Origin of the sequence: Pseudorhodoplanes sp. (assembly GCF_035565795.1) — a bacterium.
GTDB lineage: Bacteria > Pseudomonadota > Alphaproteobacteria > Rhizobiales > Xanthobacteraceae > Pseudorhodoplanes.
In genome coordinates, this window is sequence record NZ_DATMRV010000169.1 from 1 (window position 1) to 26,998 (window position 26,998).

Annotated in this window: 24 protein-coding genes; 6 read left to right on the forward strand and 18 right to left on the reverse strand. The window is 62.9% G+C overall.

Features of this window, described 5'->3' with window-relative positions:
- The coding region (locus tag VNZ93_RS15280) for an FAD-binding and (Fe-S)-binding domain-containing protein (protein WP_325706712.1) at positions 1-2,153 on the reverse strand (2,153 nt) is incomplete at its 3' end.
- A gap of 188 nt (positions 2,154-2,341) precedes the next feature.
- On the opposite strand from VNZ93_RS15280, the gene VNZ93_RS15285 reads away from it, so the two are divergent.
- A complete protein-coding gene (locus tag VNZ93_RS15285; RefSeq protein ID WP_325706716.1) occupies positions 2,342-3,550 on the forward strand; it encodes a pyridoxal-phosphate-dependent aminotransferase family protein in 1,209 nt (402 codons plus the stop codon).
- A 134-nt stretch (positions 3,551-3,684) separates the two neighbouring features.
- Here the strand turns inward: VNZ93_RS15285 and VNZ93_RS15290 are convergent, their stop codons facing one another.
- The 6 genes from VNZ93_RS15290 to VNZ93_RS15315 all read right to left on the reverse strand — a co-directional run bounded on the left by VNZ93_RS15290 (position 3,685) and on the right by VNZ93_RS15315 (position 11,397).
- A complete protein-coding gene (locus VNZ93_RS15290; protein ID WP_325706719.1) occupies positions 3,685-4,662 on the reverse strand; it encodes a tripartite tricarboxylate transporter substrate binding protein in 978 nt (325 codons plus the stop codon).
- A 228-nt stretch (positions 4,663-4,890) separates the two neighbouring features.
- Positions 4,891-6,090 (reverse strand): benzoyl-CoA 2,3-epoxidase subunit BoxA, encoded by a 1,200-nt coding sequence (gene boxA / locus VNZ93_RS15295; protein WP_325706722.1) that lies wholly within the window; start codon positions 6,088-6,090, stop codon positions 4,891-4,893.
- Positions 6,091-6,231: 141 nt separating this feature from the next.
- Positions 6,232-7,677, reverse strand: a complete 1,446-nt coding sequence (gene boxB / locus VNZ93_RS15300; protein ID WP_325706725.1) for a benzoyl-CoA 2,3-epoxidase subunit BoxB — start codon at positions 7,675-7,677, stop codon at positions 6,232-6,234.
- A gap of 155 nt (positions 7,678-7,832) precedes the next feature.
- Positions 7,833-9,521, reverse strand: coding sequence for a 2,3-epoxybenzoyl-CoA dihydrolase (boxC, locus tag VNZ93_RS15305; protein WP_325706728.1), 1,689 nt, complete (start codon positions 9,519-9,521; stop codon positions 7,833-7,835).
- Positions 9,522-9,670: 149 nt separating this feature from the next.
- Positions 9,671-10,486: an alpha/beta hydrolase gene (locus VNZ93_RS15310; protein WP_325706731.1), complete on the reverse strand. Its 816-nt coding sequence runs from the start codon at positions 10,484-10,486 to the stop codon at positions 9,671-9,673.
- Positions 10,483-11,397 (reverse strand): helix-turn-helix transcriptional regulator, encoded by a 915-nt coding sequence (locus VNZ93_RS15315; protein WP_325706734.1) that lies wholly within the window; start codon positions 11,395-11,397, stop codon positions 10,483-10,485. Before VNZ93_RS15315 ends, VNZ93_RS15310 begins: the two co-directional genes overlap by 4 nt.
- Before the next feature lie 164 nt (positions 11,398-11,561).
- Between VNZ93_RS15315 and arsC the strand changes: the two genes are divergently transcribed.
- Entirely contained in the window at positions 11,562-11,909 is a 348-nt protein-coding gene (arsC, locus tag VNZ93_RS15320) for an arsenate reductase (glutaredoxin) (protein ID WP_325706737.1), read from the forward strand.
- Between the two features lie 16 nt (positions 11,910-11,925).
- Here the strand turns inward: arsC and VNZ93_RS15325 are convergent, their stop codons facing one another.
- The 6 genes from VNZ93_RS15325 to VNZ93_RS15350 form a co-directional block, all read right to left on the reverse strand.
- On the reverse strand, positions 11,926-12,639 hold the full coding sequence (locus tag VNZ93_RS15325; RefSeq protein ID WP_325706740.1) for an ABC transporter ATP-binding protein: 714 nt from the start codon (positions 12,637-12,639) through the stop codon (positions 11,926-11,928).
- Complete coding sequence (locus VNZ93_RS15330) at positions 12,632-13,399, reverse strand: ABC transporter ATP-binding protein (protein WP_325706743.1); 768 nt, start codon at positions 13,397-13,399, stop codon at positions 12,632-12,634. The genes VNZ93_RS15325 and VNZ93_RS15330 overlap by 8 nt, the downstream gene beginning before the upstream one ends.
- Positions 13,392-14,384 carry a branched-chain amino acid ABC transporter permease gene (locus VNZ93_RS15335; RefSeq protein ID WP_325706746.1) on the reverse strand — a complete coding sequence of 331 codons (993 nt, stop codon included), beginning with the start codon at positions 14,382-14,384 and terminating at the stop codon, positions 13,392-13,394. Before VNZ93_RS15335 ends, VNZ93_RS15330 begins: the two co-directional genes overlap by 8 nt.
- The gene (locus VNZ93_RS15340; protein WP_325706749.1) at positions 14,381-15,298 is read right to left on the reverse strand and encodes a branched-chain amino acid ABC transporter permease; all 918 of its coding nucleotides are present in this window, start codon (positions 15,296-15,298) and stop codon (positions 14,381-14,383) included. Before VNZ93_RS15340 ends, VNZ93_RS15335 begins: the two co-directional genes overlap by 4 nt.
- A gap of 125 nt (positions 15,299-15,423) precedes the next feature.
- On the reverse strand, positions 15,424-16,611 hold the full coding sequence (locus VNZ93_RS15345; RefSeq protein ID WP_325706752.1) for an ABC transporter substrate-binding protein: 1,188 nt from the start codon (positions 16,609-16,611) through the stop codon (positions 15,424-15,426).
- 134 nt (positions 16,612-16,745) lie between these two features.
- Entirely contained in the window at positions 16,746-18,317 is a 1,572-nt protein-coding gene (locus tag VNZ93_RS15350; RefSeq protein ID WP_414710087.1) for a benzoate-CoA ligase family protein, read from the reverse strand.
- 258 nt (positions 18,318-18,575) lie between these two features.
- Between VNZ93_RS15350 and VNZ93_RS15355 the strand changes: the two genes are divergently transcribed.
- Positions 18,576-19,745 carry a cobalamin-independent methionine synthase II family protein gene (locus VNZ93_RS15355; RefSeq protein WP_325706757.1) on the forward strand — a complete coding sequence of 390 codons (1,170 nt, stop codon included), beginning with the start codon at positions 18,576-18,578 and terminating at the stop codon, positions 19,743-19,745.
- 74 nt (positions 19,746-19,819) lie between these two features.
- On the opposite strand, the gene VNZ93_RS15360 is transcribed toward VNZ93_RS15355, so the two are convergent.
- The 4 genes from VNZ93_RS15360 to VNZ93_RS15375 all read right to left on the reverse strand — a co-directional run bounded on the left by VNZ93_RS15360 (position 19,820) and on the right by VNZ93_RS15375 (position 22,336).
- Positions 19,820-20,047, reverse strand: coding sequence for a hypothetical protein (locus VNZ93_RS15360; RefSeq protein ID WP_325706761.1), 228 nt, complete (start codon positions 20,045-20,047; stop codon positions 19,820-19,822).
- 82 nt (positions 20,048-20,129) lie between these two features.
- Positions 20,130-20,720, reverse strand: a complete 591-nt coding sequence (locus tag VNZ93_RS15365; RefSeq protein WP_325706763.1) for a response regulator transcription factor — start codon at positions 20,718-20,720, stop codon at positions 20,130-20,132.
- Complete coding sequence (locus tag VNZ93_RS15370) at positions 20,698-21,795, reverse strand: HAMP domain-containing sensor histidine kinase (protein WP_325706766.1); 1,098 nt, start codon at positions 21,793-21,795, stop codon at positions 20,698-20,700. Before VNZ93_RS15370 ends, VNZ93_RS15365 begins: the two co-directional genes overlap by 23 nt.
- Positions 21,796-21,880: 85 nt before the next feature.
- The gene (locus VNZ93_RS15375; RefSeq protein WP_325706769.1) at positions 21,881-22,336 is read right to left on the reverse strand and encodes a MaoC family dehydratase; all 456 of its coding nucleotides are present in this window, start codon (positions 22,334-22,336) and stop codon (positions 21,881-21,883) included.
- 105 nt (positions 22,337-22,441) lie between these two features.
- On the opposite strand from VNZ93_RS15375, the gene VNZ93_RS15380 reads away from it, so the two are divergent.
- Entirely contained in the window at positions 22,442-23,737 is a 1,296-nt protein-coding gene (locus tag VNZ93_RS15380; RefSeq protein WP_325706771.1) for a Xaa-Pro peptidase family protein, read from the forward strand.
- Positions 23,738-23,777: 40 nt separating this feature from the next.
- Here the strand turns inward: VNZ93_RS15380 and VNZ93_RS15385 are convergent, their stop codons facing one another.
- Entirely contained in the window at positions 23,778-25,790 is a 2,013-nt protein-coding gene (locus VNZ93_RS15385; protein WP_325706773.1) for a BTAD domain-containing putative transcriptional regulator, read from the reverse strand.
- Between the two features lie 155 nt (positions 25,791-25,945).
- On the opposite strand from VNZ93_RS15385, the gene VNZ93_RS15390 reads away from it, so the two are divergent.
- Positions 25,946-26,458 (forward strand): DUF3455 domain-containing protein, encoded by a 513-nt coding sequence (locus tag VNZ93_RS15390; protein ID WP_325706776.1) that lies wholly within the window; start codon positions 25,946-25,948, stop codon positions 26,456-26,458.
- 35 nt (positions 26,459-26,493) lie between these two features.
- The coding region (locus tag VNZ93_RS15395; protein ID WP_325706778.1) for a class I SAM-dependent methyltransferase at positions 26,494-26,998 on the forward strand (505 nt) is incomplete at its 3' end.

Genomic DNA, 26,998 nt, shown 5'->3' on the forward strand with positions numbered 1-26,998 from the left:
CGCCGCGCCGACAGCCCTGCCACCTGCTCCGACAGCCACGCGGCGCCGGGCAGGACGTTGCGGGCATTCATCAGCCACGGCAGTCTGGCCGCATAAGGCGCATAGCGCGGCAGCCAGCCGATCAGCCGGTCGCGCAGTGAAAAGCCGAAGCGCGCTGCGCGCGCAGCCAGCACCTCGATCTTCATGCGCGCCATGTCGACGCCGGTCGGGCATTCGCGCCGGCACGCCTTGCAGGAGACGCACAGCTTCATCGTCTCCAGCATGTCGTCGGATGTCAGCGCATCCGGTCCGAGCTGGCCGGTCACGGCAAGACGCAGCGAATTGGCGCGCCCGCGCGTCACATCACGTTCATCGCGTGTCACGCGATAGCTCGGACACATCACGCCGCCTTCGATCTTCCGGCAGGCGCCGTTGTTGTTGCACATCTCGACCGCGCCCTGGAAACCGCCGCCCGAGCCCGGCCACGCAGACCAGTCGAGTTTTGTTGCGATGTCCTCGCCGCGATAGTCGGGCTTGAAGCGGAAGTTCGTGCGATCATCGAACTTCGGCGCGTGCACGATCTTGCCGGGATTGAAAAGCCCCGCCGGATCGAACCGCGTCTTCACCTCCTCGAAGGCGCGCACCAGACGCTCGCCGAACATGAATTCGTGAAACTCCGAACGCACGATGCCGTCGCCGTGTTCGCCGGAATGCGAGCCCTTGTATTCGCGCACCATCGCGAACGCGTCTTCGGCAATTGCGCGCATTGCCTTGACGTCCTTCTCAAGCCGCAGATTAAGCACGGGACGCACATGCAGACATCCCGCGCCGGCATGCGCGTACCAGGTGCCGCGCGTGCCGTGCTTCTCGAACACCGCGGTGAGCCTTGAAGTGTATTCGGCGAGATGCTCGAGCGGCACCGCGCAATCCTCGACGAAGGAAACCGGTTTCCCCTCCTCCTTCATCGACATCATGATGTTGAGGCCCGAGGTTCGCACCTCGGTGATCGCGGCCTGCAGCGCAGGATCGAGGATCTCGACCACGCCGCCCTTCTTCGCGCCATCGTTCTTCCAGGCGTAACCGAGATCGCCCATCAATTCGCCGAGCTGCTTGAGCCTGCGCAGATTCTCGTCCTGATCCTCCTCGCCGAACTCGACCAGAAGAATCGCATCCGGCTCGCCACGCACGAATTGATCGAGCGTCGGACGGAAGATTGCGATCTCGCGCGCCAGTTCGATCATCGTGCGGTCGATCAGTTCGACGCCGATCGGCTTCAGCCGGACGATATGCTGCGCGGCATCCATCGCGTCATAGAAGCGCCCGAAGTGGCATGCGCCGACGGCGCGCCGGCCGAGCAATGGCGCGAGCTTCAGTTCGACCTGTGTGGTGAAGCCGAGCGTGCCTTCCGATCCGATCAGGATATGCGCGAGGTTCAGGTCGTTGCGTCCGGGCAGGAGCGCGTCGAGATTGTAACCGCCGACACGGCGCTGCACCTTCGGGAAGCGCGCCTTGATCTCATCGGCTTCCCGCGCACCGAGCGCGAGCAGATCGGAGGCAAGCGCATGCATCTGCGGCGTCGCCGCAAACTCCGTAAGGCTCGGCGACGCAGGACCGAACGTGGCGGATCGGCCATCGGCGAGGAGCGCATTCACGGAGATGACGTTCTCGCGCGTATTGCCGTAACGCAGCGAGCGCGCGCCACATGAATTGTTCCCCGTCATGCCGCCGATGGTGGCGCGCGACGCCGTCGAGATATCGACGGGGAACCACAGGCCATGCGGCTTCAACGCACGATTGAGATCGTCAAGCACGATGCCCGGCTCGACCACGCAGCGCCTGTTCTCGGCATCGAGCTCAAGAATGCGATTGAGATATTTCGAGCAGTCGATCACCAGCGACGCATTGACCGTCTGCCCGCATTGCGAGGTACCGCCGCCGCGCGGCAGCACCGAAACGCCTTCCTCGCGCGCGATCTCGATCGCGCGTGCGGCATCCTCCATCGTGCGCGGAGCAACGACGCCAAGCGGCATGATCTGGTAGTGGGACGCGTCGGTGGCATAGCGTCCGCGGGTGAAGCGATCGAAGCGGACGTCGCCGCGGATGTCGGATTTCAGCCGCCGCTCCAGCACCGGCCGCAAAATATCAGCCAAAACGTCAGTCCTCCGGGCGCCCATTCTTACCGTCGGCAGGCCTGCATACCGGGCCTGAAACCAGGCCGTCGATACACCTTGCCTATCAGGCCATGCCGCGTTTGGGCTTGACCGGACCTTCGCATTCGGTGTTCATCCCCGCAAGTTTTGGCCGCTGGGGCGGCCATTTGCCCTTCAGGGCAAGGCTTTGATTATCCTGGAGATTTTTCACGATGGCCCAGAATTCCTCGCGCCCCGCCGGGCGCCATTTCCTGCAGATCCCCGGGCCGACCCCGGTGCCGGACCGCGTCCTGCGGGCAATCGACCGCCCGGTCATCGACCACCGCGGCCCTGAATTCGCGAAGATGGCCAAGACCGCGCTTGAGGGCATCAAGACCATCTTCAAGACCGCCAACCCGGTCATCATCTATACCGCGACCGGCACCGGCGCCTGGGAAGGCGCGCTGGTCAACACCCTGTCGCCCGGCGACCGGGTCCTGATGGTCGAAACCGGCCAGTTCGCGACGCTCTGGAAGAAGATGGCGGAGAAGTTCGGTCTCAAGGCCGAGTTCATCCAGACCGACTGGCGCACCGGCACCGATCCGGCCCTGATCGAGGCCCATCTTCGCAAGGACACCAACAAGGAGATCAAGGCGGTCTGCGTTGTTCACAATGAGACCTCCACCGGCTGCTCGTCTCCGATCCCGGCCATCCGCAAGGCGATCGACGCCGCAGGCCATCCGGCCCTATTCATGGTCGACACCATCTCCTCGCTCGCCTCGACCGACTACCGGCACGATGAATGGGGCGTCGACGTCGCCGTCGGCGGCGCGCAGAAGGGCCTGATGATGCCGCCCGGCATGTCGTTCAATGCGGTCAGCCCGAAGGCGCTGGAAGCCTACAAGACATCGAAGCTGCCCAAGTCGTTCTTCGACTGGGAAGACATGATCAACATGAACAAGGTCGGCTTCTTCCCGTATACGCCGGCCACGCTGATGCTGAGCGGCCTCGTCGAAGGCATCGCGATGCTGCACGAGGAAGGCCTCGACAACGTGTTCGCACGCCACGACCGGCTGGCTGAAGCCGTGCGCCGCGCAGTGACGCATTGGGGCCTCGAGATCCTGTGCCGCGATCCGAAATACTATTCGTCGACGGTGACCGCGATCCTGTTGCCGGAGGGTCATAACGCCGACGCGTTCCGCACGCTGGCGCTCGAGCACTTCAATATTTCCTACGGCGCGAGCTTCGGTCCCTATGCCGGGAAGTATTTCCGCATCGGCCATCTCGGCGACACCAACGACGCCACCATCATCGGCGCGCTGGCCGCGACCGAAATGGCGCTGTCGCTCGCCGGCGTTCCGCACAAGAAGGGCGGCGTGCAGGTCGCGATGGATTATCTGATCACCGCGCATTCCGCGCCGGTTCGCGTCGCGGCGGAGTGATCCGAACGGCGCTTTATCGTTGAGCCATAAAAATGGCCGGGCCAACGCCCGGCCATTTTTATTTGGCTTGCATCGCGCGCTGCGCTCGCAAGTCGACCTCTCCCCGCAAGCGCTCAGAGAGGTGAAGAGGCTCGTTATTGCGGCTGGACCTTCGCCGCCTTCGCCAGCGCAACGGTCGAGCTCACGTCGTCATGGAAGAACCTGGCAAATTCGGCCTGACTGCCGGGCATCGGTTGCACGCCAAGCTGGGCGAAGCGCGTCTTGACCTCGGGCGCTTCCAGCGCCTTCGCGATCTCGCGATGCCACCGGTCCACGATTGCGGGCGGCGTATTCGCGGGCACATAGATCCCCGTATAGAACGGATAGACGGATTCAGGCGGCAGCCCGAGCTCGATCGTGGTCGGCGTATCCGGCAGCGACGGAATGCGCTTGTGCGCGCTGACTGCGAGCGGCACCAGCTTGCCGTCCTTGATCAGCGGCAACGTTGTGGCTGTGAGCTGCACGCTGAAATCCGAACGGTCGGCAACCACGTCGGTCACGGCTTCGGCCGCACCCTTGAACGGAAGATGCTGAGCATCGAATCCGCCGGCCATCATCAGCCGCGCAGCGCCGAAATGTGACGCCGAGCCCGGACCCACCGTCGAATAATTCAACGCGCCCGGCTTCGCCTTCCCGGCTGCGATCATGTCCTTCAGCGTCTTGTAGCCCTTGCCGGGCGACGTGACGATGACCAGCGGCTGCTGCCCGAGCGAGATCACCGGGATGAAGTCCTTGAACGTGTCGTAAGGCAGCTTCGCGTGCATCGCATGCGCCGTGTTCAGCGCGCCATAGGCGAGGATCGTGTAACCGTCCGGCGCCGCTTTCGCGACCGCATTGGCGCCGATGGTGCCGCCGGCTCCGGGTCGATTTTCCACCACAACCGGCTGCCCCACCTGCCTGCTGACCTGATCCATCACGACGCGCGCGATGATGTCGCTCGCACTGCCTGCGCCGAGAGGAACCACAGCCGTGATCGGCTTGGTGGGCCACTCCTGAGCGAAGGATGGCGTTGCCAACAAGGACGCTGCGCACGCGACTGCAAGCGACGCACGCCGAACGGACCGGATCATCATGTATGTCTTCCCTGGTTTCCTCAAAGTCCCGGCTTTTTTCGCCGGCGCATGGCTTGCCGCCATGTCATTGACCAGGGAGCGTAGCAGGCCGGATCGCGGCCGTCATTGTCCGGTTCGGATCAACAGCCCGCTCGGCCCCGCGAAGGCGGGGAGCCAAAATCAGGAAGCTGGATTCCCGCCTTCGCGGGAATGAGCGGATTACAGGCAGGGCGACGCGTGCGGCCGCGCCTAATACGTCTCGACGTGATAGCGGCCTTGCGTACGCATCGCTGCGCGCAGTTGCGCCCAGTCCATGCCGGAGCCGCGGCAGATATCGGCCATCGCCTCGTCGACGCCGGCCTCCATGCCCTTCAGGCCGCAGATGTAGACGTGCGTCTTTTCATGCTTGAGAAAAACCGACACTTCGTTCGCGGTCGCACGCATGCGATCCTGCACATAGGTCTTCGGCTCGTTCGGCACGCGCGAATAGGCGAAGTGCTTGCGCAACAGCCCGTCCGGCACTTTCTGCAGCGGACCGAAATACGGCAATTCCTCCGGACGGCGCGCACCGAAATAGATCATCATCCGGCCCGGCGCGTCGCGCATGGTGCGCCGCCTGCGCTCCGTGAAGCCCCGGAACGGCGCGGATCCCGTTCCCGTGCAGATCATGATGATGTTGGCCGATGGATCGTCCGGCATCAGGAATGTCGCGCCGAACGGGCCGGTCACCTGCACCTTGTCGCCCTTCTTCAGGTCGCAAAGATAGTTCGAGCACAGCCCCTGCGCCTCCCGCTTCACCGTGAGCGCGAGGTTGTTGTGCTTGGGCCGTTCGCCGTCGCGCGAACTCGCGACCGAATAAAGCCGGATCACATGCGGCTTGCCGCTGGCATCGGTCCCCGGGGGGATGATGCCGATGCTCTGGCCTTCGAGCACCGGGAATGTCACGTCGCCAAAATCCAGGATGATGTGGCGCACATCGTTGTCCGCAGCCGGGTCGGTCAGCCGGAAGTTTCCGGTAACGGTCGCGATCGCCGGCCGGCTGCGATTGTAGAGGTTGATCGTCGGCTTGCTGGCGGACGCGGGGGCCACGCTCTTTCCGCCGCTTCCGGCATGCGCCTCGGCGATGAGCCTCGCCGCTTCGTCATCCTCGGCCTCGCCGCCTTCGCCCGTGCCGGCGAGCTCTTCCTGCGCGGGCAATTCCTCCCATCCGAACTGGTCCTCGATCGAATATGGCGTCGCGACGATGCGCCAGTTGTCGATCGAGCCGGTCGGACACGGCGAGATGCAGTCCAGGCAGAAATTGCACTTCTCCGCATCGACGACATAGTTGTTGTCGTCATGCGTGATCGCGTCGACCGGACAGGTCTCCTCACAGGTATTGCAGCGAATGCAGATCTCGGGATCGATGAGATGCTGCTTTTGCGCGGATGGGGCGGTTGTTGCGTCCATGGCGAAGCCCTGATCCGTCACCCTGAGGTGCCCGCGCATAGCGCGGGCCTCGAAGGGCGACGGCCCATATGTGGCCCGCCATCCTTCGAGGCTCGCTTTGCTCGCACCCCAGGATGACGGAGACAGAAGCTGCGGCGAAAGCTACGCCGCGATCTTCACGTATTCGAAGTCGCCCGGCTTGTTGTCGATGCCGACCTTCGGCGGCGAAATCCAGCCGGCGAACTTCCCCGGCTCGGACACCGGCTTCATCAGCGCTTCAATGAAGTCGCCATCGGCCTTCGACGGCAGCCACTGATCGCGCATCTTCGCCCAGTCTGCATCGGTCAGGACGATACCGGTCGGCGACGCATGCGTGTTCTTGAACTCGCCGACCTGGCGATGGAACGCCACGTGCGGCAATTCGAGCCGGAAGTTCACGCCGGCCTTCTCGATCACCTTGTTCCAGCGCTCCACGCCCTTGGCGCAGTCGGCCGTGTAGTCGTCACGCAGGCGCATGTTGAGCGCGGTCAGCGCCGGCTCGTCCACGAGCTTGATCTCTCCATCCACGAGCTTGAGCACCGGATAGGTGTCGTTGGTCAGGCGGTGATCGTCCTGGATGCGGGTCTCCTGATAGCGGCCCTTGATGCCGTTGTTGTAGGCGTTCGCGGCATTGGTCGAGACTTCGGAGCCGAACAGGTCGAGCGACAGCGAATAATGCAGGTTCAGCTTCTTCTGGATGGTCGGCAGGTCGATCACGCCCAGCTTGCGGACTTTCTCGATCTCGTTCGGGTCCTCGATACCGGCTTCCTTCATCGCCTCGCAGGTGCGCTGCACCGTGCGCGAGATGCCGGTCTCGCCGACGAACATGTGATGAGCTTCTTCCGTCAGCATGAAGCGGCAGGTGCGCGACAGCGGATCGAAGCCAGACTGCGCAAGGCTTTCGAGCTGCATCTTGCCGTCACGGTCCGTGAAGAACGTGAACATGAAGAACGACAGCCAGTCCGGCGTCGCCTCGTTGAAGGCGCCGAGCATGCGCGGCGCCTCTTCCGAGCCGGAGCGGCGGCGCAGCAAATCATCGGCTTCTTCGCGGCCGTCGCGGCCGAAATACTTGTGCAGGAGATAGACCATCGCCCAGAGATGGCGGCCTTCTTCCACGTTGACCTGGAACAGGTTGCGCATGTCGTAGAGCGAGGGCGCTGTCTTGCCGAGATGGCGCTGCTGCTCGACCGACGCCGGCTCGGTATCGCCCTGGATCACGATCAGGCGGCGCAGCAATGCGCGATGTTCGCCGGGCACTTCCTGCCAGGCCGGCTCGCCGAGATGCTGGCCGAAATTCACCTTGCGGCCTTCTTCCGCCGGAGCGAGGAGCACGCCCCACCGATATTCCGGCATGCGCACGTAATCGAACTTGGCCCAACCCTTCGGATCGACCGACACGGCGGTGCGCAGATAGACGAGCGATTCCTGGAACCCCTCTGGTCCCATGTCCTTCCACCAGCTCAGATAGCCCGGATGCCAGGTCTCCAGCGCCTTGAGCACGCGCCCGTCTTCGGTGAGGCCGACATTGTTCGGGATCTGCGTGGAGTAATCGACATTCACGTAATTCATGGGTCGCTCCTCTATCTTCTTTACCTCCCCTAAAAGGGGGGAGGTCGACGAGCGAAGCTCGCCGGGTGGGGGTCTTGGAGGACGTCAAAAACTTGACCCCTCCCCGGCGCTGCGCGCCGACCCTCCCCTTCCAAGGGAGGGTTCAAGAAACGAACTCACACCCGCCGCGTATCGAACACGGCCTTCTGGCCGGTGCCGTAGCGGCGCAGCGCGCCTTCTTCGCCGACTGCATTCGGACGCTGGAAGATCCAGTTCTGCCACGCGGTGAGGCGCGCGAAGATTTTCGATTCCATCGTCTCGGGACCGCCGAAGCGAAGGTTTGCTTCGAGACCGGTGAGTCCGTCCGGCGAGAAGCTCGCGCGCTCTTCCAGGAAAATGCGGATCTCGTCGTCCCAGTCGATCTCGTCATAGGCGAAGGTCACAAGGCCGAGCTTCTCGGCCTCCTCCGCGTCCAGCATCTCGCCGATCTTCGCTTTCGCCCTGTCGAGCGAGGCCTTGTCCTCAAGGAAGCGGCTCTCGAGACGGCTGATGCCATTCGGCATCGGATACGCGCCGAAATTCGCTTCACTTAAGGCGATCGCAGCCGGCGGACGATTGCCGCCATTGAGCTGGCCGATCAGCATGTATGAGCGGTCGCAGGCAAAGGCGATTTCCGCGAGCGTGCCGGCAAAGCAGGAGCCCGGCTCGATGACCGCAACGAGGGAGCGCGAGGTCAGGTCGACGCGCTTCAGCACGCGCTTCCAGTAAAGGCGGATCTCACGCGCCAGCCAGTTCGACTGGTTGGCGGCGAGGAAGGCGTCAAAGGCGAGGACCTGCTCCGGATCGCCTTCGGATTTGAACACAATGACGGCGATGTCGCCTTCGTTCGTCCGGATGTCGAGGATTGCGTCGTCCAGCTCGCGAGCAAGCCGTAGCGGCCAGAATTCCGCGCCGAGCGTCTGCATGTCGTTGAGGCTTGCCGGCGGCGGAAGATCGGGACCGCGCAGCGTGATCGTGGCGATCCGCGCGCGCCGGTCGATCGCAACCATCACAGACTGGTATTCGCAGGTGTCGCCGGACCAGGTTTTCTTCAGGGGGCTCAGAACAACGCCGCTCACGCCAGACGGTCTGTCAGACCTGGCCGCAAATTCCTTCGCTCGCTTGCTGACGATCTCCTCGAGCTTCGGCGCAGCAACCACTTCATCGACCAGACGCCAGTCGACCGCGCGCTTGCCCTTCACCCCCTCTTCGGTGGTGCAGAACACGTCGGCATGATCGCGCCGCACTTTCCTCTTGTCGGTGACGCGCGTCAGACCGCCGGTGCCCGGAAGCACTGCAAGCAAAGGCAATTCGGGCAGCGACACTGCGGACGAACCGTCGTCGACGAGCATGATATGATCGGCGGCCAGCGCGAGTTCATAACCGCCGCCGGCACAGGATCCGGTCACGACGCAGATGGTCTTCTGGCCGGAATTCTCGCTCGAATCCTCGATGCCGTTGCGGGTCTCGTTGGTGAACTTGCAGAAGTTCACTTTGTCTGCATGCGTCGACCCCGCCAACATCCGGATGTTCGCGCCGGCGCAGAACACGCGCGGCTTGCCCGAACGCAGCAGGATGACCTTCACCTCGGGATGCTCGAAGCGCAGCCGCTGCAGCGCGTCCGCGAGTTCGATGTCGACACCGAGGTCGTAGGAATTCAGCTTGAGCTGGTAGCCCTCGAACAAGCCGCCGTTCTCATCGACGTCCATCGCGAGGGTAGCGACGTGACCATCGATCGACAGCTTCCAGTGCCTGTAACGGGACGGATCAGTCTCAAAACCTATACGAGTCAAGCCGTTAGCAAGCTTACGGGCATTTTCAGCCATCCCTGGACCCCGGCTTTTCGGTTGTTTTGATGACATGCACTATAGTGCATGTCGACCGAGAGTCCAGCGGAAACTTGGTGCCGTTCCAACCCCGGACCCGCCGGCAGAATCAGCGGCGGGCGTTCGGAGCCCGCACCGCCAGGCCCCGCTCAGGCCGCGAATGCGGCCTGCTCGTGCCGGCGCAGGATACGGTCGACGAATTCCGAAACGGTGCGTAGCGTGACCTCCGGCGCCTCACGCGCGGGGTTATGCTTCACGCCCGGCAGCAACGCGACATCGACCGGGCAATAGCATTCTTCCTGCGCGATCTCGATCTGCCGGATCGTGCCGTACTGATCGTCCTCGCCCTGTACGATAAGGATCGGCACGCGGATATAGGCTAGCTCCTCCGAGATATCCCATTGCCGGAAATCGTTGTTCAGCCACACATCGTTCCAGCCGCGGAAGGCGACATCGACATTCGGATGCCACTTCGCAAGTCGCGCGCGCAGGTCGCCGTTGTTATACGCCTCGCGCGCTTCCGCGATCGACTTGATGCTGACGTCCTCCACGATGAAATGCGGCGCCATTAGCACAAGCCCGCGCACGCGATGGTCCTGATGGCTTCCGGCATAGATCGCCGCGATCGACGCACCATCGCTGTGGCCGACCAGCACGCCGCGCTGAAAGCCTATTCGTTCCAGCAAGCGGGGCAGACTCTCCCTAGCCTCGTCATGCATGTAGCTGATCGGACGCGGCAGTTTCACCGGGCTCGACTTGCCGTATCCCGCGCGCGAATAGACAAACACGCCGCAGCCGGTCGCCGCGGCGAGCTTGTCCGGAAAATCGTTCCACATCCCGACGCAACCCAGCCCCTCATGCAGAAGGACAAGCGTTGGCGCGTCGCCGGGCCGCGGCCCGATCATGCGATATTCCAGTGTTTCCGGGCCTAACTCGAGCATCCCTTGATCGGCCAGCCCGTTCATTTGATCCACTCCTGCACTAGGCGAAACAGCCTGTCAGCGCTCTGCTCAACCGTCAGACCCGACGTGTCGAGTTGCGCCTCAGCCTGCGCATAATCCTGCGAGCGCGCCTCCAGGATCGCGACGAGATCAGACATCGCCTCGCGGTTCTCCGACATCGGACGCAGGTCACCCTGCGCCATCACGCGGCTCATGTGCTCCTGCGGCTGCGCCTTGACCCACACCGTATGCGCGCCTCGCAACAGAAGCGCATAGGTCTCGGGCGACGACACGATGCCGCCCGCCGTCGCGATCACGACCTTGTCGTGACTGCCAATCACCTTCTCAAGCGAGGCGCGCTCGTAACGACGGAAGGTCGACACACCAGACATCTCGATCAGCATCGAGATGTTTGCGCCGTATTCCTGTTCGACAACGCGATTGAGTTCGACGAAATGATAGCCGAGCCGCTCGGCGAGGATCCTGCCGAGCGTCGACTTGCCTGCACCGCGCAAACCGACGAGCGCAATGCGATGTGCGCGTTCGGAATTTGCGCTCTGCACGATGCGATGTTCGATCAGTTCTTCAAGCGCGGGCCATTCCGACGGCGCAAGGCGGTTGACCAGATCGATGATGCGATTGAGCCGTTCGTGGCGATCGTCGAGCGGCAGAAGGTACGTGATCGGGCTTTCCAGCGCATCGGCGACAGCCTTCAGAACCGTCAGCGACGGGTTGCCGTAACCGCCTTCGATCTGCGCGAGATAACGCTCGGAGATGCCGGAATCGCTGGCCAGTTGACGCCGCGTAATACCCCGCCGGGCCCGGCCACGGCGCACCAGCCGGCCGACCTCTTCGGTGAAGGCCATGCTCGTAGAAGTCTGGTTGCTCGGCTTGGGAGCAGACTTCTCGCCGCGTGTTTCCTGGGTTTGGGACAAGAGATCACCGGAGCTACGTCAGCATGCACAATAGTGCATGCTGGGCGAGGCGCAACGGGTTCCCTGCCGGAAAAATCCTTCTTCCGCGGGCCCCCGGGCGCTACTCACTGCGCCCTGAATGCCAATGCCGGGAACTTCCGAACCTGGCGATCCGGAGGACTTCCTTGACCGTCACCATCTACCACAACCCGGCCTGCGGAACCTCACGCAACACGCTCGCGATGATCCGCGAACGCGGCGTTGAGCCGACGGTGATCGAGTATCTCAAGACGCCGCCGAGCCGCGACCGGCTCGTCGCGTTGCTGCGCAAGATGAACATGACGCCGCGTCAGTTGCTGCGCGAGAGGGGTACGCCCTACGCCGAACTTGGGCTTGCCGATCCCAAGTGGACCGATGACGAACTGATCGACTTCATGATGGCGCATCCAATCCTGATCAACCGGCCGATCGTCGAGACGCCGAAAGGCGCGCGGCTGTGCCGGCCCGCCGACAGGGTGCTGGAGATCCTGTAGGGGCGCGCGCTCGCGATCAAACCCCGAGATACCGGTGCTGGATATCCGGCGCGGCGCCAAGCTCTTTCGAAGTTCCGCTCCACACCGTGCGGCCACGCTCGATCATGTAATGGCGATCGGCGATCGCGATCAAAGCGGCGACATTCTTGTCGATCACGAGTATCGACTGGCCGGCCTGCTTCAACCGCGTGAGGCATTGCCAGATTTCCTCGCGGATCAGCGGCGCGAGTCCCTCGGTCGCTTCATCGAGAATGAGCAGACGCGGATTGGTCATCAGCGCGCGTCCGACCGCGAGCATCTGCTGCTCGCCGCCCGACAGCAGATTGCCCATCTGGCCGGCGCGCTCCGCAAGGCGCGGGAACAGCTCGATCACCTTCTCATAGGTCCAGGGATTGGACGAGCCGGATGTATTGGCCGCTGTGGCAATGAGGTTTTCCCGCACGGTCAGGTTCGGGAAGATCTGGCGTCCTTCCGGGACAAGACCGACGCCGAGCTTCGCCACGCGATACGACGGCAGCCCGCGGATCTCCTTGCCGCCAAACCGGATGGTCCCGGCGCGGGCCGGGGTCAGGCCCATGATCGAGCGCACCGTCGTAGTCTTGCCCATTCCATTGCGGCCCATCAGCGTGACCATTTCGCCGGCGGCAATGGCGAGCGACAGGCCGAACAGCACCTGGCTGCGGCCATAGGCCGTTTCGACGCGATCGATCTCGAGCAGGGTTTCAGCCATTGACCACCACCGCTTCCTGCTCGCCGAGATAGGCCTGGCGAACGTCGGGGTTGGCGCGGATCTCATCGGGAAGCCCGGTCGCAATCACGCGGCCATAGACCAGCACCGAGATGCGGTCCGCCAGCGTGAATACCGCTTCCATGTCATGCTCGATCAGAAGGATCGTGTATTGCTTTTTCAATTCGAGAAGTAGCTTGACCATGCGCGCGGATTCTTCCGGACCCATCCCCGCCATTGGCTCGTCGAGCAGAAGCATGCGCGGGTTGGTCGCCAACGCCATCGCGATTTCGAGCTGGCGATGTTCGCCATGGCTGATGCTTGATATCAGCGTATTCGCGCGATGCGAGAGGCCGACGCGCTCGAGCGCGGCGCGCGCAGGCGCACGCAACTCGTCTTCCGTGCGCGCCGCACGCCAGAAATGGAACGAGTGCCCGGCATGGGCCTGGACCGCCAGCGCGACGTTGTCGAGCGCGGTGAAATCCGGGAATAGCGAGGTGATCTGGAACGAGCGCGCGAGACCCTTCATCGAGCGCGCATGCACGGGAAGCGCCGTGATGTCCTCTCCGCCGAACACAACGGTGCCGGAATTCGGCGTGATCTCGCCGGTCAACTGACCGATCAGCGTGGTCTTTCCAGCCCCGTTCGGCCCGATGATGGCGTGAAGCTCACCTGCGGGCACCGACAGCATGATGCCGTCGGAGGCCAGCACGCCGCCAAAGCGCTTGGTGATACCGTTGACTGCAAGCAGCGTCTCAGCCACGGCGAATCTTCTCCAGCAGTCCGTCGATGCCGCCGCGCGCGAACAGCACCACCAGCAGCAACATCGGCCCAAGGATCAAGGCCCAGTATTCCTTGGCCGCCACGACCGGCTTGCCGGTCACGAACTGGCCAACCACGGAAATGGCGTGCGGCAACCATTCTTCCAGAACCAGAAGCGCGACGGCGCCCATCACCGGTCCGAGCACAGAGCCCATGCCGCCGAGCACGGCCATCACAATCAGGTCGCCCGACCGCGTCCAGTGCATCACCGCCGGACTGACGAAGTCGGTGTGGTTCGCGAGCAGGATCCCCGACAGGCCGCACAGCACGCCCGCGATCACGAAACAGGTGAGCTGGTATCGGAAACACGGGAACCCGATCGCGCGCATGCGCCGCAGGTTCGACCGCGCGCCCCGGATGACCATTCCGAAGCGCGAATTCACGATGCGCCACACCAGGTAGCAGGTGAGCATCAGGAAGCCGAAGCACACGTAGTAGAAGACGGTCTTGTTTGAAAGGTTGATCCATCCGCCAAAATCGCTGCGCCGATAGATCGTGAGGCCGTCGTCGGCGCCGTAGCGGTCGAGGCTGACGCCGACATAGTAGATCATCTGCGCGAAGGCGAGCGTGATCATGATGAAATAGACGCCGCGCGTCCGCAGCGACAGCGCACCGGTCACCAGCGCAAACAGCGCGCAGGCGAGCAGCGCCACCGGCCACTGGACGAAGCCGGAATTGACGCCCTCATGCGCGAGGATGCCCACCGCATAACCGGCGATTCCAAGATAGGCGGCATGTCCGAAGCTCACCATGCCGCCGAAGCCCATGATGAGATTGAGGCTGACGGCGGCGATGGCGAGGATGACGATGCGTGTGAACAGCGTCATCAGGAACAGATTGCCGGTCATCTGCGAATAGACCGGGACCAGCGCGAGGAACAGGAGCAGCGCGCCGACGACGATATTGCGAACAGTCAATGCCTTCATTTGCTCGCCGCCGGGAAAAGACCTTCCGGCCGCCAGACCAGGATCACAGCCATCACAAGATAGATCAGCATCGACGACAGCGCGGGACCGGCGGTCGACGCCGCAGCGTTAGACAGGAACAGCTTCAGCACATCCGGTAGGAACGCGCGGCCGACGGTATCGATCAGGCCGACGAGAATGGACGCGACGAACGCGCCACGGATCGAGCCGATGCCGCCGATGATGATGACGACGAAGGCGAGGATCAGGATATTCTCGCCCATGCCGATCTGCACGGTGAGGATGGGCGCCTGCATCATGCCGGCGAGACCGGCAAGTGCCGCACCCAGGCCGAAGACGAAGGTGTAGAGCAGCTTGATGTTGATGCCGAGCGCACCGATCATTTCGCGATTGGACGCGCCGGCGCGGATCAGCATGCCGACGCGCGTGCGCATCACGACGAGATACAGCAGCGCGGCGACTGCGAGCGCCACCACGATGATCATCAGGCGGTAGGTCGGATAATAGACGCCCGGAAAGATCGGGAAGCTGGTGTTCAGCCAGGACGGTAGCGGCAGGCTGAGACCCGCCGGCCCCCAGACCAGCCGCACGAATTCGTTGAAGAATAGCAGCAGGCCGAACGTGCCGAGCACGTGATCGAGATGATCTCGGCCATATAATCTGCGCAGCGCTATCACCTCGACCGCCATGCCGACGATCAGCGTGGCAACAAGCGCGAGCATCACGGCAAAGACGAAGCTGCCGGTCAGCGCCGCAAAGGTTGCGGCGAAATACGCCCCGATCATGTAGAGCGAGCCGTGCGCGAGATTCACGAGATCCATGATCCCGAACACAAGCGTCAGTCCCGCCGCCAGGAGAAACAGCAGCAGGCCGAATTGCAGGCCGTTCAAGGTCTGTTCGATAAAGAGAAGCATCGCCCGAATTGCCGCCCCTCGCGGCGTAGTGTCAACGGGGCAGCGTACCGGATATCGATGCCGCACCGCGCGATAAAAAAGGACCGGGCGGCGGGAATTCCCCGCTGCCCGGCCCCGCGTTCACATTACCACTTCATCGGGCACTTGCCGTGGAAGCGGTCCTGGCTGTCCTTCACGATGGTGGCAACGGTCTTGAGCGAGAGCGCGAAGTCCTTGTCCTCGCCCTTCACCACGTCCTGCAGATAGAAGTTCTGGATCGGAATGTGGTTGTTGCCGTACTTGTACGAGCCACGCACCGAGTTGAAGTTCACCTTGCGCATCTCGTCGCGCATCGCGTCCTTCTTGGTCAAGTCACCCTTCACCGCGACAACCGCGCTGTTGATCAGCTGGGCCGCGTCATAGGCCTGCGCGCCATAATAGGTCGGACGGAGGCCGGGGTATTTCTTGCGGTAGTCCGCGACGAACTTCTTGTTCGCCTCGTTCGGCAGATCGTGCACCCATTGCTGCGCACCCGGCACGCCGAGCGCCAGCTCCTTCTGAAGCGGCAGGGAAAGCTCGTCGACGGTGAAGGCAGTGTAGAGCGGGATCTTGTCCTTCAGACCGGCCTGCGCGTATTGCGTCAGGAATTGCACGCCCGAGGCGCCCGGATAGAACACGAACACCGCTTCCGGATTGGCCGCGCGGGCCTTCGACAATTCCGCGGAGAAGTCGAGCTGATCCGGCCACTTGGTCAGGTCCTGACCGAGCACCTTGCCCTTGAAGGTCGAGGCGAGGCCGGACAGCATGTCCTTGCCGGCGGCGTAGTTCGGGCCGATCAGATAAACCGACTTCACACCCTTCTGGTTCATGTATTCGCCGACAGCCTGCGGCGTCTGGTCATTCTGCCACGACGTCGAGAAGAAGAACGGCGAGCAGAGTTCACCGGCGATCTGCGAGGGACCGGCATTGGCGCTGATCAGGAAGGTCTGTGAGTCGATGACCGGCTTCAGCGAGGCCAGCAGCACGTTCGACCAGATATAGCCGGCGATGAAATCGACCTTGTCAGATTGCAGCAGCTTCTCGGTCTTCTGCTTGCCGATGTCCGGCTTCTGCATATCGTCTTCGTAGATCACTTCGACCGGGCGGCCGCCCATCTTGCGGCCCAGGTGGTCGAGCGCCAGCTCGAACGCGTTGCGCATGTCGTTGCCGATCACCGCCGTCGGGCCCGAGAAAGTCGAGACGAATCCGATCTTGATCGGCTTGTCCTGCTGGGCCAGGGCAGGCCCCGCAGCGAGCGCGAGCACCGCGCCTGCTGCCATCAGTGATTTTCTCATACTTTAGTTCCTCCGTTGACTTTTGGGCCGCCCACTTGCGGCCATACTATTGAACCGTCCCGGATACCGGAAGCCCTGCGGCCGCGCGACATACCGCTGCGGTTAAATAATCGACGCGCGCGCCCGGATTGCAGTCAGCCTCCTGGCGCTTCCGCGCGCAGCCTGAACCGCTGGATCTTGCCGGTCGCGGTCTTCGGCAGATCGGCGCGAAACTCGATCCAGCGCGGATATTTGAACGGCGCGAGCATCGCCTTGACGTGATCCTGAAGCGCGCGCGCCAGCGCGTCGCACGCCTTGCTCTGGTCTTTCAGGACGATGAACGCTTTCGGCTTGATCAGGCCGTCGCCATCGAGCCAGGCGACAACTGCGCATTCCAGCACATCCGGATGGGTCTGCAGCGCGCCTTCAACCTCGAACGGCGAGACATACAGGCCGGAGACCTTCAACATGTCGTCGTTGCGCCCGCAATAGACGTAATAGCCGTCCTCGTCCTGCATGTACTTGTCGCCCGAGCGCGTCCATTCGCCCATGAAGGTGCGGCGCGACTGCGCGCGGTTGTTCCAGTACATCACAGCGGCAGTCGGACCGTTGATGATGAGTTCGCCCATCTCGCCCGGCTTTACCGGCTGTCCGCTCTCGTCGATGAGCATCAGGCTGTAGCCCGGCACAGGCTTGCCGGTGGTGCCGTATTTCGTGGCGCCGGGCGCATTCGACAGGAAGATATGCAGCATCTCCGTAGAGCCGATGCCGTCGAGGATTTCGCAGCCGTATTTCTCGCTCCAGCGCTTGCCGACTTCCGCCGGCAGCGCTTCGCCGGCGGAAACGCAGCGGCGCAGCTTCAGATCGCTTCGCGACGGCATGCCCTCGCTCGCCAGAAACGCCGCATAGAAAGTCGGCACGCCATAGAAAACGGTGACCGGGTGCTTGCGCAGAAGCGCGGCCACGCCATCCGGCGTCGGCCGGTCCGCGAGCAGCACCGTCGTCGCGCCCGCAGACATCGGAAAGGTCATCGCATTGCCGAGACCATAGGCGAAGAACAGCTTGGCCACCGAATAGCAAACGTCGTCTTCGCGCAGGCCAAGGGTCGGCACCGCGTAGAGATCGTTGGTCAGCTTCAGGCTGGCATGAACATGCACCGCACCCTTCGGTTTTCCGGTCGAGCCGGAGGTGTAGAGCCAGAATGCGATGTCGTCGCGCGTCGTGGGCGCGGTGTAGTCCTCAGGCTCCGACGCCTGAAGCAATTGTTCGAAGTGATCGTGACCATGCGCATTTGCGCCGGACACCACGACATGCGCGAGATCGGGCGCTTTCGCGATGATGCCGGCGAATTTCGGATAGAGCACCTCCGACACCACCAGCATGCGCGCGCGGCTGTCGGTGAGCATGAATTCGTAGTCGCTCTCGGTCATCAGCGTGTTGACCGGGATCGCGACAACACCCGCCTTCAATGCGCCCAGAAAGGCGGTCGGCCAGTCGATGGTGTCGGTGAGACAGATCAGGATGCGTTCTTCGCGCCGGATGCCCTTGGCACGCAGCATTGCACCGAAGCGGGCCGCGCGATCCGCCAGCTGGCCGTAGGTCCAGCTACCGTTGATATCGATGAAAGCCGGCTTGTTCGCCCGGCCCGCGGCGAGATTGGCCGCAAGGATGTCGGCAGCAAAATTGTAGTCGCGCGGAACGTCGGGGGACCTCGACGTCCCGGCCATATCGTTGCGTCCGAGCGACGCCGCTGTCGCAGCCTGAGCCATATTCCATCCCGCTTGCTGGTTTCTTGTTGTTGATTGAGTGGACCGAATTCGATCCGTTCCAAACATGCACTATAATGCATGCCGGGTTTGGCCCGTCAATTCCCGGAGGGCGATACACCACATGCCTCTGTTTTGCAGGCGGTTTTTACGGCGCATCCGGGCCATGCTAGGCGGACGGGCCATAGCCTGTTCGTCGAGATCTTCGGAGAACCGCTGATGCTGACCAGCCGCGACCGCATCCTGACCACGCATGTCGGCAGCCTGCCGCGCAATGCGACGCTCACCGACCTCCTGATCCGGCGTGAGGCGGGCGAAGCGGTCGACAAGGCATTGATCTCGTCCGAAATGGACAAGGCCGTGCGGGAGGTGGTGGCGAAGCAGAAGGAGGCCGGCATCGACATCGGCAACGATGGCGAGCAGCAGCGCGTCGGCTTCCAGACCTATGTGCCGGAACGCATGTCCGGGTTCGCAGGCGAGTCAAAACGCAAGGTCGGCCGGGATTTCGCCGAAACGCCGGAATTGATCGAGCAGTTTCTGCGACGCTTCCCGCGTCGCGGCAAGATTTCAAACGCACCGCAGGCGCAGGCCGAGGTGAAGTATCACGACGTTTCGCAGATCAAGGACGAGATCGAACGTTTTCGCCGCTGCGCGCCCAGGGGCGTGTTCCTGGAGGAGTTCGCGACGGCGCCATCGCCCGGCATCGTCGCGACGACCCTGCAGAACGCCTATTACGACAGCCATGAGAATTACCTGAACGCGCTGGCGCGAGAGCTGCGCCACGAATACCGGGCGATCCATGAGGCCGGGCTGATCCTGCAGATCGATGCGCCGGACCTCGCGATGGAACGCACGATGCTGTTCCAGGATCTGTCGGACTCGGACTTCCTGGCGATGTGCGATCTGCATCTTCACGCCATCAACAAGGCCGTTGAAGGCATTCCGCGCGACCGCTGGCGGCTGCATGTCTGCTGGGGCAATTGGGAAGGCCCGCACGAGCACGACGTACCGCTCGCATCGATCCTGCCCATTCTCTACAAGACGACGGCAGGCGCGTTGACGATCGAGTTTGCCAATCCCCGTCACGCCCACGAATATGATGCGGTCAGGAAAGCCGACTGGCCCAAGGATCTGATCCTGATTCCGGGCGTGATCGAGTCGACGTCGAACTTCGTCGAGCATCCCGAAGTCGTTGCGAGACGGATTGCGGAAGCCGTTGCGGTCGTGGGAGACCGCGAGCGCGTCATCGCCTCGACGGATTGCGGCTTCGGCACATTCGCCGGCCGCGAATGGGTTGCGAGATCAGTCGTGTGGAAGAAGCTGAAATCACTGCGCGAAGGCGCGGACCTCGCATCCGCGCGACTCTGGGGCAAGAAAACCGCGGCGTAACGCGGCTGCTTGAATCCGGAACACGGCGCTGCACTCCGTGCATCGCCGCGTCCCGAATGCGCGCTGAGGGGTGCTTACGCGCGGGTTGCTTGAGCGTCGGGAGCTTTTGCGGGCTTCGGTTCGGTGAGGCGCACTGCGATCACCCAGGCCAGCCAGAAGGTCAGAAGATACGACGCCATAAAGACGACGCCGCTCCAGCCGTTCAAGAGCGGCTCGATCACGATGATCACGCCGATCGCAAGCGCCTGAAGCACGAATGCGATCACCGTGTAGGCGAACATCAAGGGCAGTGAGGACTGCATGGTCGAGCCTCTCGATAGAGAAGGCTCAAATCTGGCTCCGACGCGATCTCGCGGATACCTGTGAAGCTTTACAGGGGGGCCTTCAGGGCTCGATCAGGCCGAGCATGGCGCATTTGACCGCCGCCTGGACGCGGGTGGCGACGCCAGCCTTTCGCATCGCATTATCGAGGTGGAAATTGACGGTTCGCTCACTGATGCCGAGGATCGTCGCGATGTCGGAGGACGACTTTCCGCGTGCGACCCAGGTCAGAACCTGTCCCTCCCGATCCGTGAGACGAAGCTCCGATTTCTCCGTGCCCTTGTCTGTCGCGGACGCGAGACGATGGCGGATGATTGCAATCAGCAACTCGAAATCGATCGGCTTGGTGACGTAATCATCGCAGCCCAGTTGCCGCGCCTGAAGCTGATGCGCGCGCTGCGAATACGCCGTCAGGAAGATGAACGGAACTCCGATCGGCAGCAGATTGTCTGCACGGATTTTCGTCAGAATCTCGAAGCCGGAAACATCGGGCAGATCGATGTCGCACAGCACGAGATCGGGCCGCTTGTCGAGCGCCGACAGGCCGGCTTCGCCGGAGAGCACGGTCGACACGCCAAAGCCTTCAGCGGTGAGAACCTCGACCAGCAATTCGCAGGTATCAGGATCGTCCTCAATGCAAAGGAGATGGGCCATCGCTTTCCTTTTCACCTGCGTCGCCCGGCCCGGATACCGGCAGAGAGATCGTCACCCGGGTTCCGGCATCCAGCGCACCGTCGATCCGGATCGTTCCGCGATGATTCTCGACGAACTTTCGCGCAACATAAAGACCGATGCCGGCGCCGTGCACGCCGCGACTGTTGCGCGCCCGGTAATACGGCTCAAAGATCAGTTCGCGCTCGTCCGGCGCGATGCCGCGTCCGCGGTCAGCAATGGTCAGCACAGCCGAGCCGTCGCGGTTCTCGCCCTTCACCTGCACCTCGCCGCCGGGCGGCGAATACTTGATCGCATTGGACATCACGTTGCCGACGATCTGCCTCACCATATCGGGATCGCACATGATCGTTTCCGGCAAACCGGACAGGTCGGTCGTGAGCGATATGCCGCTGGTATCGAGATCGACAAAAATATCTTCAACCAGTCGCCTCAGGTCGACCACCCCGGTGCGCATGTCCGTTACGCGCTCACCGACTTCCGACGCCAGCTGCACCTGCTGCACAATGGCCTGAATATGACGAACGGCACTGCGAATCTTCGAGGCGCGAGCCTGCTCATTTTCATTCAGATGGCGCCGCAGGAGGAAGGCCTGTCCGTCGATGGTTGTCAGCGATGTTCCTATTTCATGAGTCAGCACGTCCAGAAATCGGCGGCTGGTTTCGGCGCTCGCGGTCTGCTCCTCAAGATCCGACAACATCAGGGCTTCGGCATCCTTTCGCGTCGTCACGAGCACGGCAACGACCCATTGGGCCGCGATGGCGATCGCGCGATTGGCAAAGAAGACGATGCTCAGCGTCTCCGCCGGAGGATTGATGAATGATCCCAGCAGGGAAAACAGCGTCGCGACCGCGGCCGCGATATAGGCCGAACGGTAGAAACTGAAGATCGACAGGAAAATGATCGCCGCGTAGATGAAACAGATCGTGACGTGATCTGGCGTCGTGAAGATATCGGCGACCAGCACGGTCGCCATCAATAGCATCACGACCGCAAAGACCAGCCATTCCTTGGTGCTGATCCCGTTACGCAAAGACGAGGTTACCTGATCTGACATTCGCGGCGGCCGGCATCACTATATTCGCCCTGTGTCCGCATAGCCCTGATCGGATGGCGGGACAATCTACTATCCGGCGTCCCGCTCAGGCGGGCCGCCGCGGCACCACCAGGTTCGACACCATGATCTGCACCGGTTCGTCATTCTGGTTGAGAACCGTGGTGCGCACTTTCATCAACCCCTGATCCGGTCGGGATTTCGAGGGTCGCACTTCGAGCACTTCGGAGTGGAGGCGCAGGGTGTCGCCCGGCCGGGTCGGCCGCGGCCAGCGGATCTCGTCGACGCCCGCGCCGATGATGCCGCCCGCAATGGGCAAGCCGCCGTCGACCAGAAGCCGCATCGTCATCGAGACCGTGTGCCATCCGCTCGCAGCGAGCCCCTTGAAGAAGGTGCCGGCAGCCGCCGCTTCATCGAGATGGAACGGCTGCGGGTCGAACTGGCGGGCATAGGCCTTGATTGCGTCGGCATCGACGATCACGGACCCGGAGGCAAAAGTCTGTCCTGGTGAAAAATCTTCCAGATAAAGCAATGGCTTTGGCATTGCGCTGCCCCTCCCCCTCGCAGGTGTTGCGGTGTACAATATGTCAAATCCGCCGCAACGGATGCCAGACCTCGCGCAAAAGCGCCAACAACACTGAGGAACCCCATGGACCAGTCGCTCCGCAAAGTCAGCGCCGAAGACATCAACCCGCGCTACAACTGGGGCCGCGCCCTGCCCTCACTGGGCATCATGGGCGTCGATTTCGAGGAGCGTGTCGATTACCGGCGCCTGCATAACTACCGCCTGTCGCGCGCCCGCATGGCGCTGGAAAATTCCGACCTCGGCGCCCTGCTGGTCTTCGACGTCAACAACATTCGTTATCTCACCTCGACCAAGATCGGCGAGTGGGAGCGCGACAAGCTTTCGCGCTGGGCGCTGCTGACCCGCGACTCGGCCGACCCGATCATCTGGGACTTCGGTTCGGCCGCCGTCCATCACAAGCTCTATTCGCCGTGGCTGAAGCCGGAGAATTGCAGGGCCGGCCTCGTCGGCCTGCGCGGCACGGTGCATCCGGAATTCGGACTGATGAAGCGGCATGCGAACGAGATCGCCGCGATCCTGAGAGAACATGGCGTCGCCGACATGCCGCTCGGCGTCGATATCATCGAACCGCCGATGATGTTCGAACTGGAGAAGACCGGACTGAAAGTGAAGGACGGTCAGCAGGTCATGCTGGAGGCGCGCGAGATAAAGTCGATCGACGAAATCGCGCTGCTCAATCGCGCGGCCGCGATGGTTGACGGCGCCTACGACCTGATCAACGAGAAGCTGCGGCCCGGCGTGCGCGAAAACGACATCGTCGCCGAGGTGAACAAGTTTCTCTACACCCACGGCTCCGACGACGTGGAGGCGGTAAACGCGATCTCCGGCGAACGCTGCAATCCGCATCCGCACAATTTCACCGACCGCCTCATCCGCCCCGGCGACCAGGCGTTCTTCGACATCCTGCAGAGCTTCATGGGCTACCGCACCTGCTATTACCGCACCTTCAACGTGGTGCGTGCGACCGACAGCCAGCGCGATGCCTACAAGAAGGCGCGTGAGTGGCTCGACAATGCGATGGCCCGCATCAAGCCGGGCGCATCGACAGCACACATTGCAGAAGCTTTCCCGAAAGCCGGCGAATTCGGCTTCCCGGACGAGATGAGCGCCTTCGGCCTGCAATTCGCGCATGGTCTCGGGCTTGCGCTGCACGAGCGGCCGATCATCTCGCGCGTCGTCTCGATGGATCATCCGACCGAGATCAAGGAAGGCATGGTGTTCGCGATCGAGACCTACTGCCCGGCGACCGACGGCTATTCCGGCGCGCGCATCGAGGAAGAGGTCGTCGTCACCGACAAGGGCTGCCGCGTGATCTCGCTGTTCCCGGCGGAAGACCTGCCGATCTCGGCTAAATACTGACGGCGTATCGCCTCTCCCGCGCGCCGGGAGAGGCAAACTCTCATTCCTTCTTCAGCTGCTTCTCCGCCGTCCGAAAGACGATGGTTCCGGCCGCATCGAACTGCATTGCGGCGATGAGATCCTTTACCGCGTAGCCGGGCAGCTGCTTGTGAATGTCGGCGAGATAGGCGCGCGCTTCGTCGCGCCGGCCGGCCAGAGCGAGCGAATAGGCCGCGATCGCCTTGATGTGCGCGAACGCATTCGGTCGCGACGCCGCCTTGATACCCCACTCAGCCGCCTCGTCGAACTGGCCGAGCCGGACCAGCGCCATCGCACGCGCACCGAACATGCCGAACAGCATCGGATCGAACGGGCTGAGATCACGCGAACGGTCGGATGACTGGATCGCCGATTGCGAATCTCCTCCGGTCGAATTCACGAACGCCAGATTGTAGTGCGCCAGCGCAAAATTCGGGCTGAGATCGACCGACTGCGCCAGTTCGACAAGTGACTGATCGTGCTGTCCGCGCAGCCAGAGCGCGCGCCCCATGGCCCAGTGAGCTGCCGGGTCGCGATCATCGGCCATCAGGCTCTGCCCTGCGGCTTCGTAGGCACGATCGATCTCCGGCCCGCGCCTGGTCCAGCCCTGGAACGCATTCTGGAAATGCGTGAACGACAGCCCCGCATGCGCGCGCGAAAAGGTCGGATCAAGGCGGATCGCCATCTCGAAGAAGTGCCGCGCACGTTCGTTGTCAGCCTTGCTGAAGCGATACATATGCCAGAGCCCGCGGTGATACGATTCCCACGCATTGAGCGAGTTCGGCGGGCGCAGGATCGCGCGGTTGCGTTCGATCGTCTCGATTTCGCTGGCGATCGACGCGACGATCCTGTTGCCGATCTCGTCCAGGACGAGAAACGCATCGTCCGGCTTGCGGCTGAACACTTCCGCCCAGACGATCCGCGCCGTTCGCGTTTCCGCGAGTTCGACCGCAACCGTGATCCGGTCGTCCGTGCGCTGCATCGAACCGCTGACGACATAGTCCACGTTCAGCATCCTGCCGGCAACGTTCGACGCGATGCCCCGCTCGTGCAGCACAAACACCGTTCCCTGCGCGATGACGAACAGACTGCGCAATTTGGCAAGGCGCGTGATCACATCGTGCGCGAGCGCGCCGCCCGAGCCGGTAACCACAGCGCTTTCCGCAAACGGCATGACCGCAATTGATGCGCGGCGCCCCATCCCGACCGCTGCAATATCCTGACCGGCGGATTGATCCGCGGCCAGTTCCGACACGGCGACAACCGGACGCTCCGACCCGGATTCGGCCTGTGCGCGCGCTGCTTTCCAGAGGGTCCGGATCGGCGTCGCATCGAGCCCTTCGGCCTCGAACAATCGCGTCGTCGCGATGACATGCTCCTCGCCTTCCCGGATGCGATTGCGGCGCGCGAGCGAATTCAGAAGAATGTCATGCACGCGCTGATCGAACGGCGCGAGTTCCAGCCAGCGATCGAGATACGTCACCGCCTCATCTTCCGGCATCGCCTGTACCGCATGCTCGAGGATCGCTGTGTGATATGCACGGAAGCGCCGGCGCTGTGCCGTCAGCCAGTTGTTGAACGCGTGGCTGCGGTCGATGTCGACGTCTTCCAGGAAGTCGCCGCGGAAATGCTTAGCGAGAGTGCGCAAACGCTCCGGCGGCTCCGCTCCCAGTCCATCCTGAACACTGCGCGCGACCAGCGCCACATCCGCCACGCAATCGGACAGATCCAGCCTCACCGTGTCGCCGTCAGTTATGACCCGTTGCTTTTCGCGATCGTCGATAACGCCCCTGATCTTGCTGAGACACCACCGCAATTCGCCGCGCGGATCGTTCGGAACATCCCAGAGAAGCTCGCACAACTGGCTGCGGGTTACAGGATTGTGCGCGAGCGCGAGATAGGCAAACAGCGCCCGCACTTTCTGCGACGGAGGCAACTTAAGCACGGCGGCGCCACGGCCGATTGTCAGCGGCCCAAGCATCCGGACTGCGATCGCCGAGCCGGATTCGCCCGGCTCGTGTGTTTCCACGGGCATTTCCACGCTGCCTACCACGCTCGGCCCCATACCGCGCCGCTAGTCCTGACCACATGAAGTGCTTCGGAGAGCCTGCGGCGGACATGCGGACGCCAGAGGAAAGTCCAGACGGCCTCCGGGACTATAGCGCAGATCCGCACGAAAGGAGCGACCCCATGCAGACACGTCCGGTTTTCGCGGCTGCGGTGATTTCGCTTGCGGCATTGGCAGCCGCGACTGCCGAGTCGCCGAACGACATCACAGTTCCGGGCGGCACGCTGGTCGCGACCGTCCATGCGGTCGGATCACAAGTCTATGAGTGCAAGGCCGATCCGGCGGTCGGCACGTTGACCTGGCAATTCCGCGAACCGGTCGCGACGCTGTTCATCGCCGGCAAGACTGTGGGCCGCCATTTCGCCGGGCCAAGCTGGGAGCTGGTCGACGGCAGCTCGGTTCAAGGCAAGGTGATCGCACGAGCTCCGGCTGCCAGCGACAAAGACATTCCGTGGCTCAAGCTCAGCGTCTCGGCACGACGCGGCGAAGGTCGCCTGAGCGACGTCTCGATCATCCAGCGGATCAATACGAGAGGCGGCGTGGCCGAGGGCATCTGCAATGAGGCAGGCGCGTTCCTCAGCGTCCCGTACTCCGCCGACTACACGTTCTTCAACAAGACGAACGCGCAGCAATGAACTTCGAAGTCCACATCAAAATGGGAGCAATCGTCATGACCAATGCAGCACTTGCAACGAAGCCCGCGTCTGCACCGGACCTCACCGCGATCAAGACCCGCCAGCAAGCCGCCTGGACATCCGGCGACTATGCGATCGTCGGCACCACGCTTCAAATCGTCGGCGAAGACCTGTGTGAAGCGCTCGATCTGCGCGGCGGCCAGTCCGTGCTCGATGTCGCAGCCGGCAACGGCAATGTGTCACTCGCGGCCGCTCGACGCTGGTGCGATGTGACATCGACCGACTACGTGCCGGCTCTGCTCGAACGCGGCCGCGAACGCGCCGCTGCCGAGCACCTGCCGATCACCTTCAAGGAGGCTGACGCCGAAGCCCTGCCGTTTGCCGATGAAGCATTCGACACGGTCGTTTCGACCTTCGGCGTGATGTTCACCCCCGATCAGGATCGGGCGGCATCCGAGATGATCCGCGTCTGCAAGCGCGGCGGCAAGATCGGACTCGCGAACTGGACGCCGGACGGCTTCATCGGCCAGCTGTTCAAGA

Bases quoted from the DNA above. Each gene is read 5' to 3' on its own strand.
- VNZ93_RS15285 (WP_325706716.1), top strand. From the start codon at position 2,342: ATGGCCCAGAATTCCTCGCGCCCCGCCGGGCGCCATTTCCTGCAGATC.
- VNZ93_RS15290 (WP_325706719.1), bottom strand. From the start codon at position 4,662: ATGATGATCCGGTCCGTTCGGCGTGCGTCGCTTGCAGTCGCGTGCGCA.
- boxA (WP_325706722.1), bottom strand. From the start codon at position 6,090: ATGGACGCAACAACCGCCCCATCCGCGCAAAAGCAGCATCTCATCGAT.
- boxB (WP_325706725.1), bottom strand. From the start codon at position 7,677: ATGAATTACGTGAATGTCGATTACTCCACGCAGATCCCGAACAATGTC.
- boxC (WP_325706728.1), bottom strand. From the start codon at position 9,521: ATGGCTGAAAATGCCCGTAAGCTTGCTAACGGCTTGACTCGTATAGGT.
- VNZ93_RS15310 (WP_325706731.1), bottom strand. From the start codon at position 10,486: ATGAACGGGCTGGCCGATCAAGGGATGCTCGAGTTAGGCCCGGAAACA.
- VNZ93_RS15325 (WP_325706740.1), bottom strand. From the start codon at position 12,639: ATGGCTGAAACCCTGCTCGAGATCGATCGCGTCGAAACGGCCTATGGC.
- VNZ93_RS15335 (WP_325706746.1), bottom strand. From the start codon at position 14,384: ATGAAGGCATTGACTGTTCGCAATATCGTCGTCGGCGCGCTGCTCCTG.
- VNZ93_RS15340 (WP_325706749.1), bottom strand. From the start codon at position 15,298: ATGCTTCTCTTTATCGAACAGACCTTGAACGGCCTGCAATTCGGCCTG.
- VNZ93_RS15345 (WP_325706752.1), bottom strand. From the start codon at position 16,611: ATGAGAAAATCACTGATGGCAGCAGGCGCGGTGCTCGCGCTCGCTGCG.
- VNZ93_RS15350 (WP_414710087.1), bottom strand. From the start codon at position 18,317: ATGGCCGGGACGTCGAGGTCCCCCGACGTTCCGCGCGACTACAATTTT.
- VNZ93_RS15355 (WP_325706757.1), top strand. From the start codon at position 18,576: ATGCTGACCAGCCGCGACCGCATCCTGACCACGCATGTCGGCAGCCTG.
- VNZ93_RS15360 (WP_325706761.1), bottom strand. From the start codon at position 20,047: ATGCAGTCCTCACTGCCCTTGATGTTCGCCTACACGGTGATCGCATTC.
- VNZ93_RS15365 (WP_325706763.1), bottom strand. From the start codon at position 20,720: ATGGCCCATCTCCTTTGCATTGAGGACGATCCTGATACCTGCGAATTG.
- VNZ93_RS15370 (WP_325706766.1), bottom strand. From the start codon at position 21,795: ATGTCAGATCAGGTAACCTCGTCTTTGCGTAACGGGATCAGCACCAAG.
- VNZ93_RS15375 (WP_325706769.1), bottom strand. From the start codon at position 22,336: ATGCCAAAGCCATTGCTTTATCTGGAAGATTTTTCACCAGGACAGACT.
- VNZ93_RS15380 (WP_325706771.1), top strand. From the start codon at position 22,442: ATGGACCAGTCGCTCCGCAAAGTCAGCGCCGAAGACATCAACCCGCGC.
- VNZ93_RS15385 (WP_325706773.1), bottom strand. From the start codon at position 25,790: ATGCCCGTGGAAACACACGAGCCGGGCGAATCCGGCTCGGCGATCGCA.
- VNZ93_RS15390 (WP_325706776.1), top strand. From the start codon at position 25,946: ATGCAGACACGTCCGGTTTTCGCGGCTGCGGTGATTTCGCTTGCGGCA.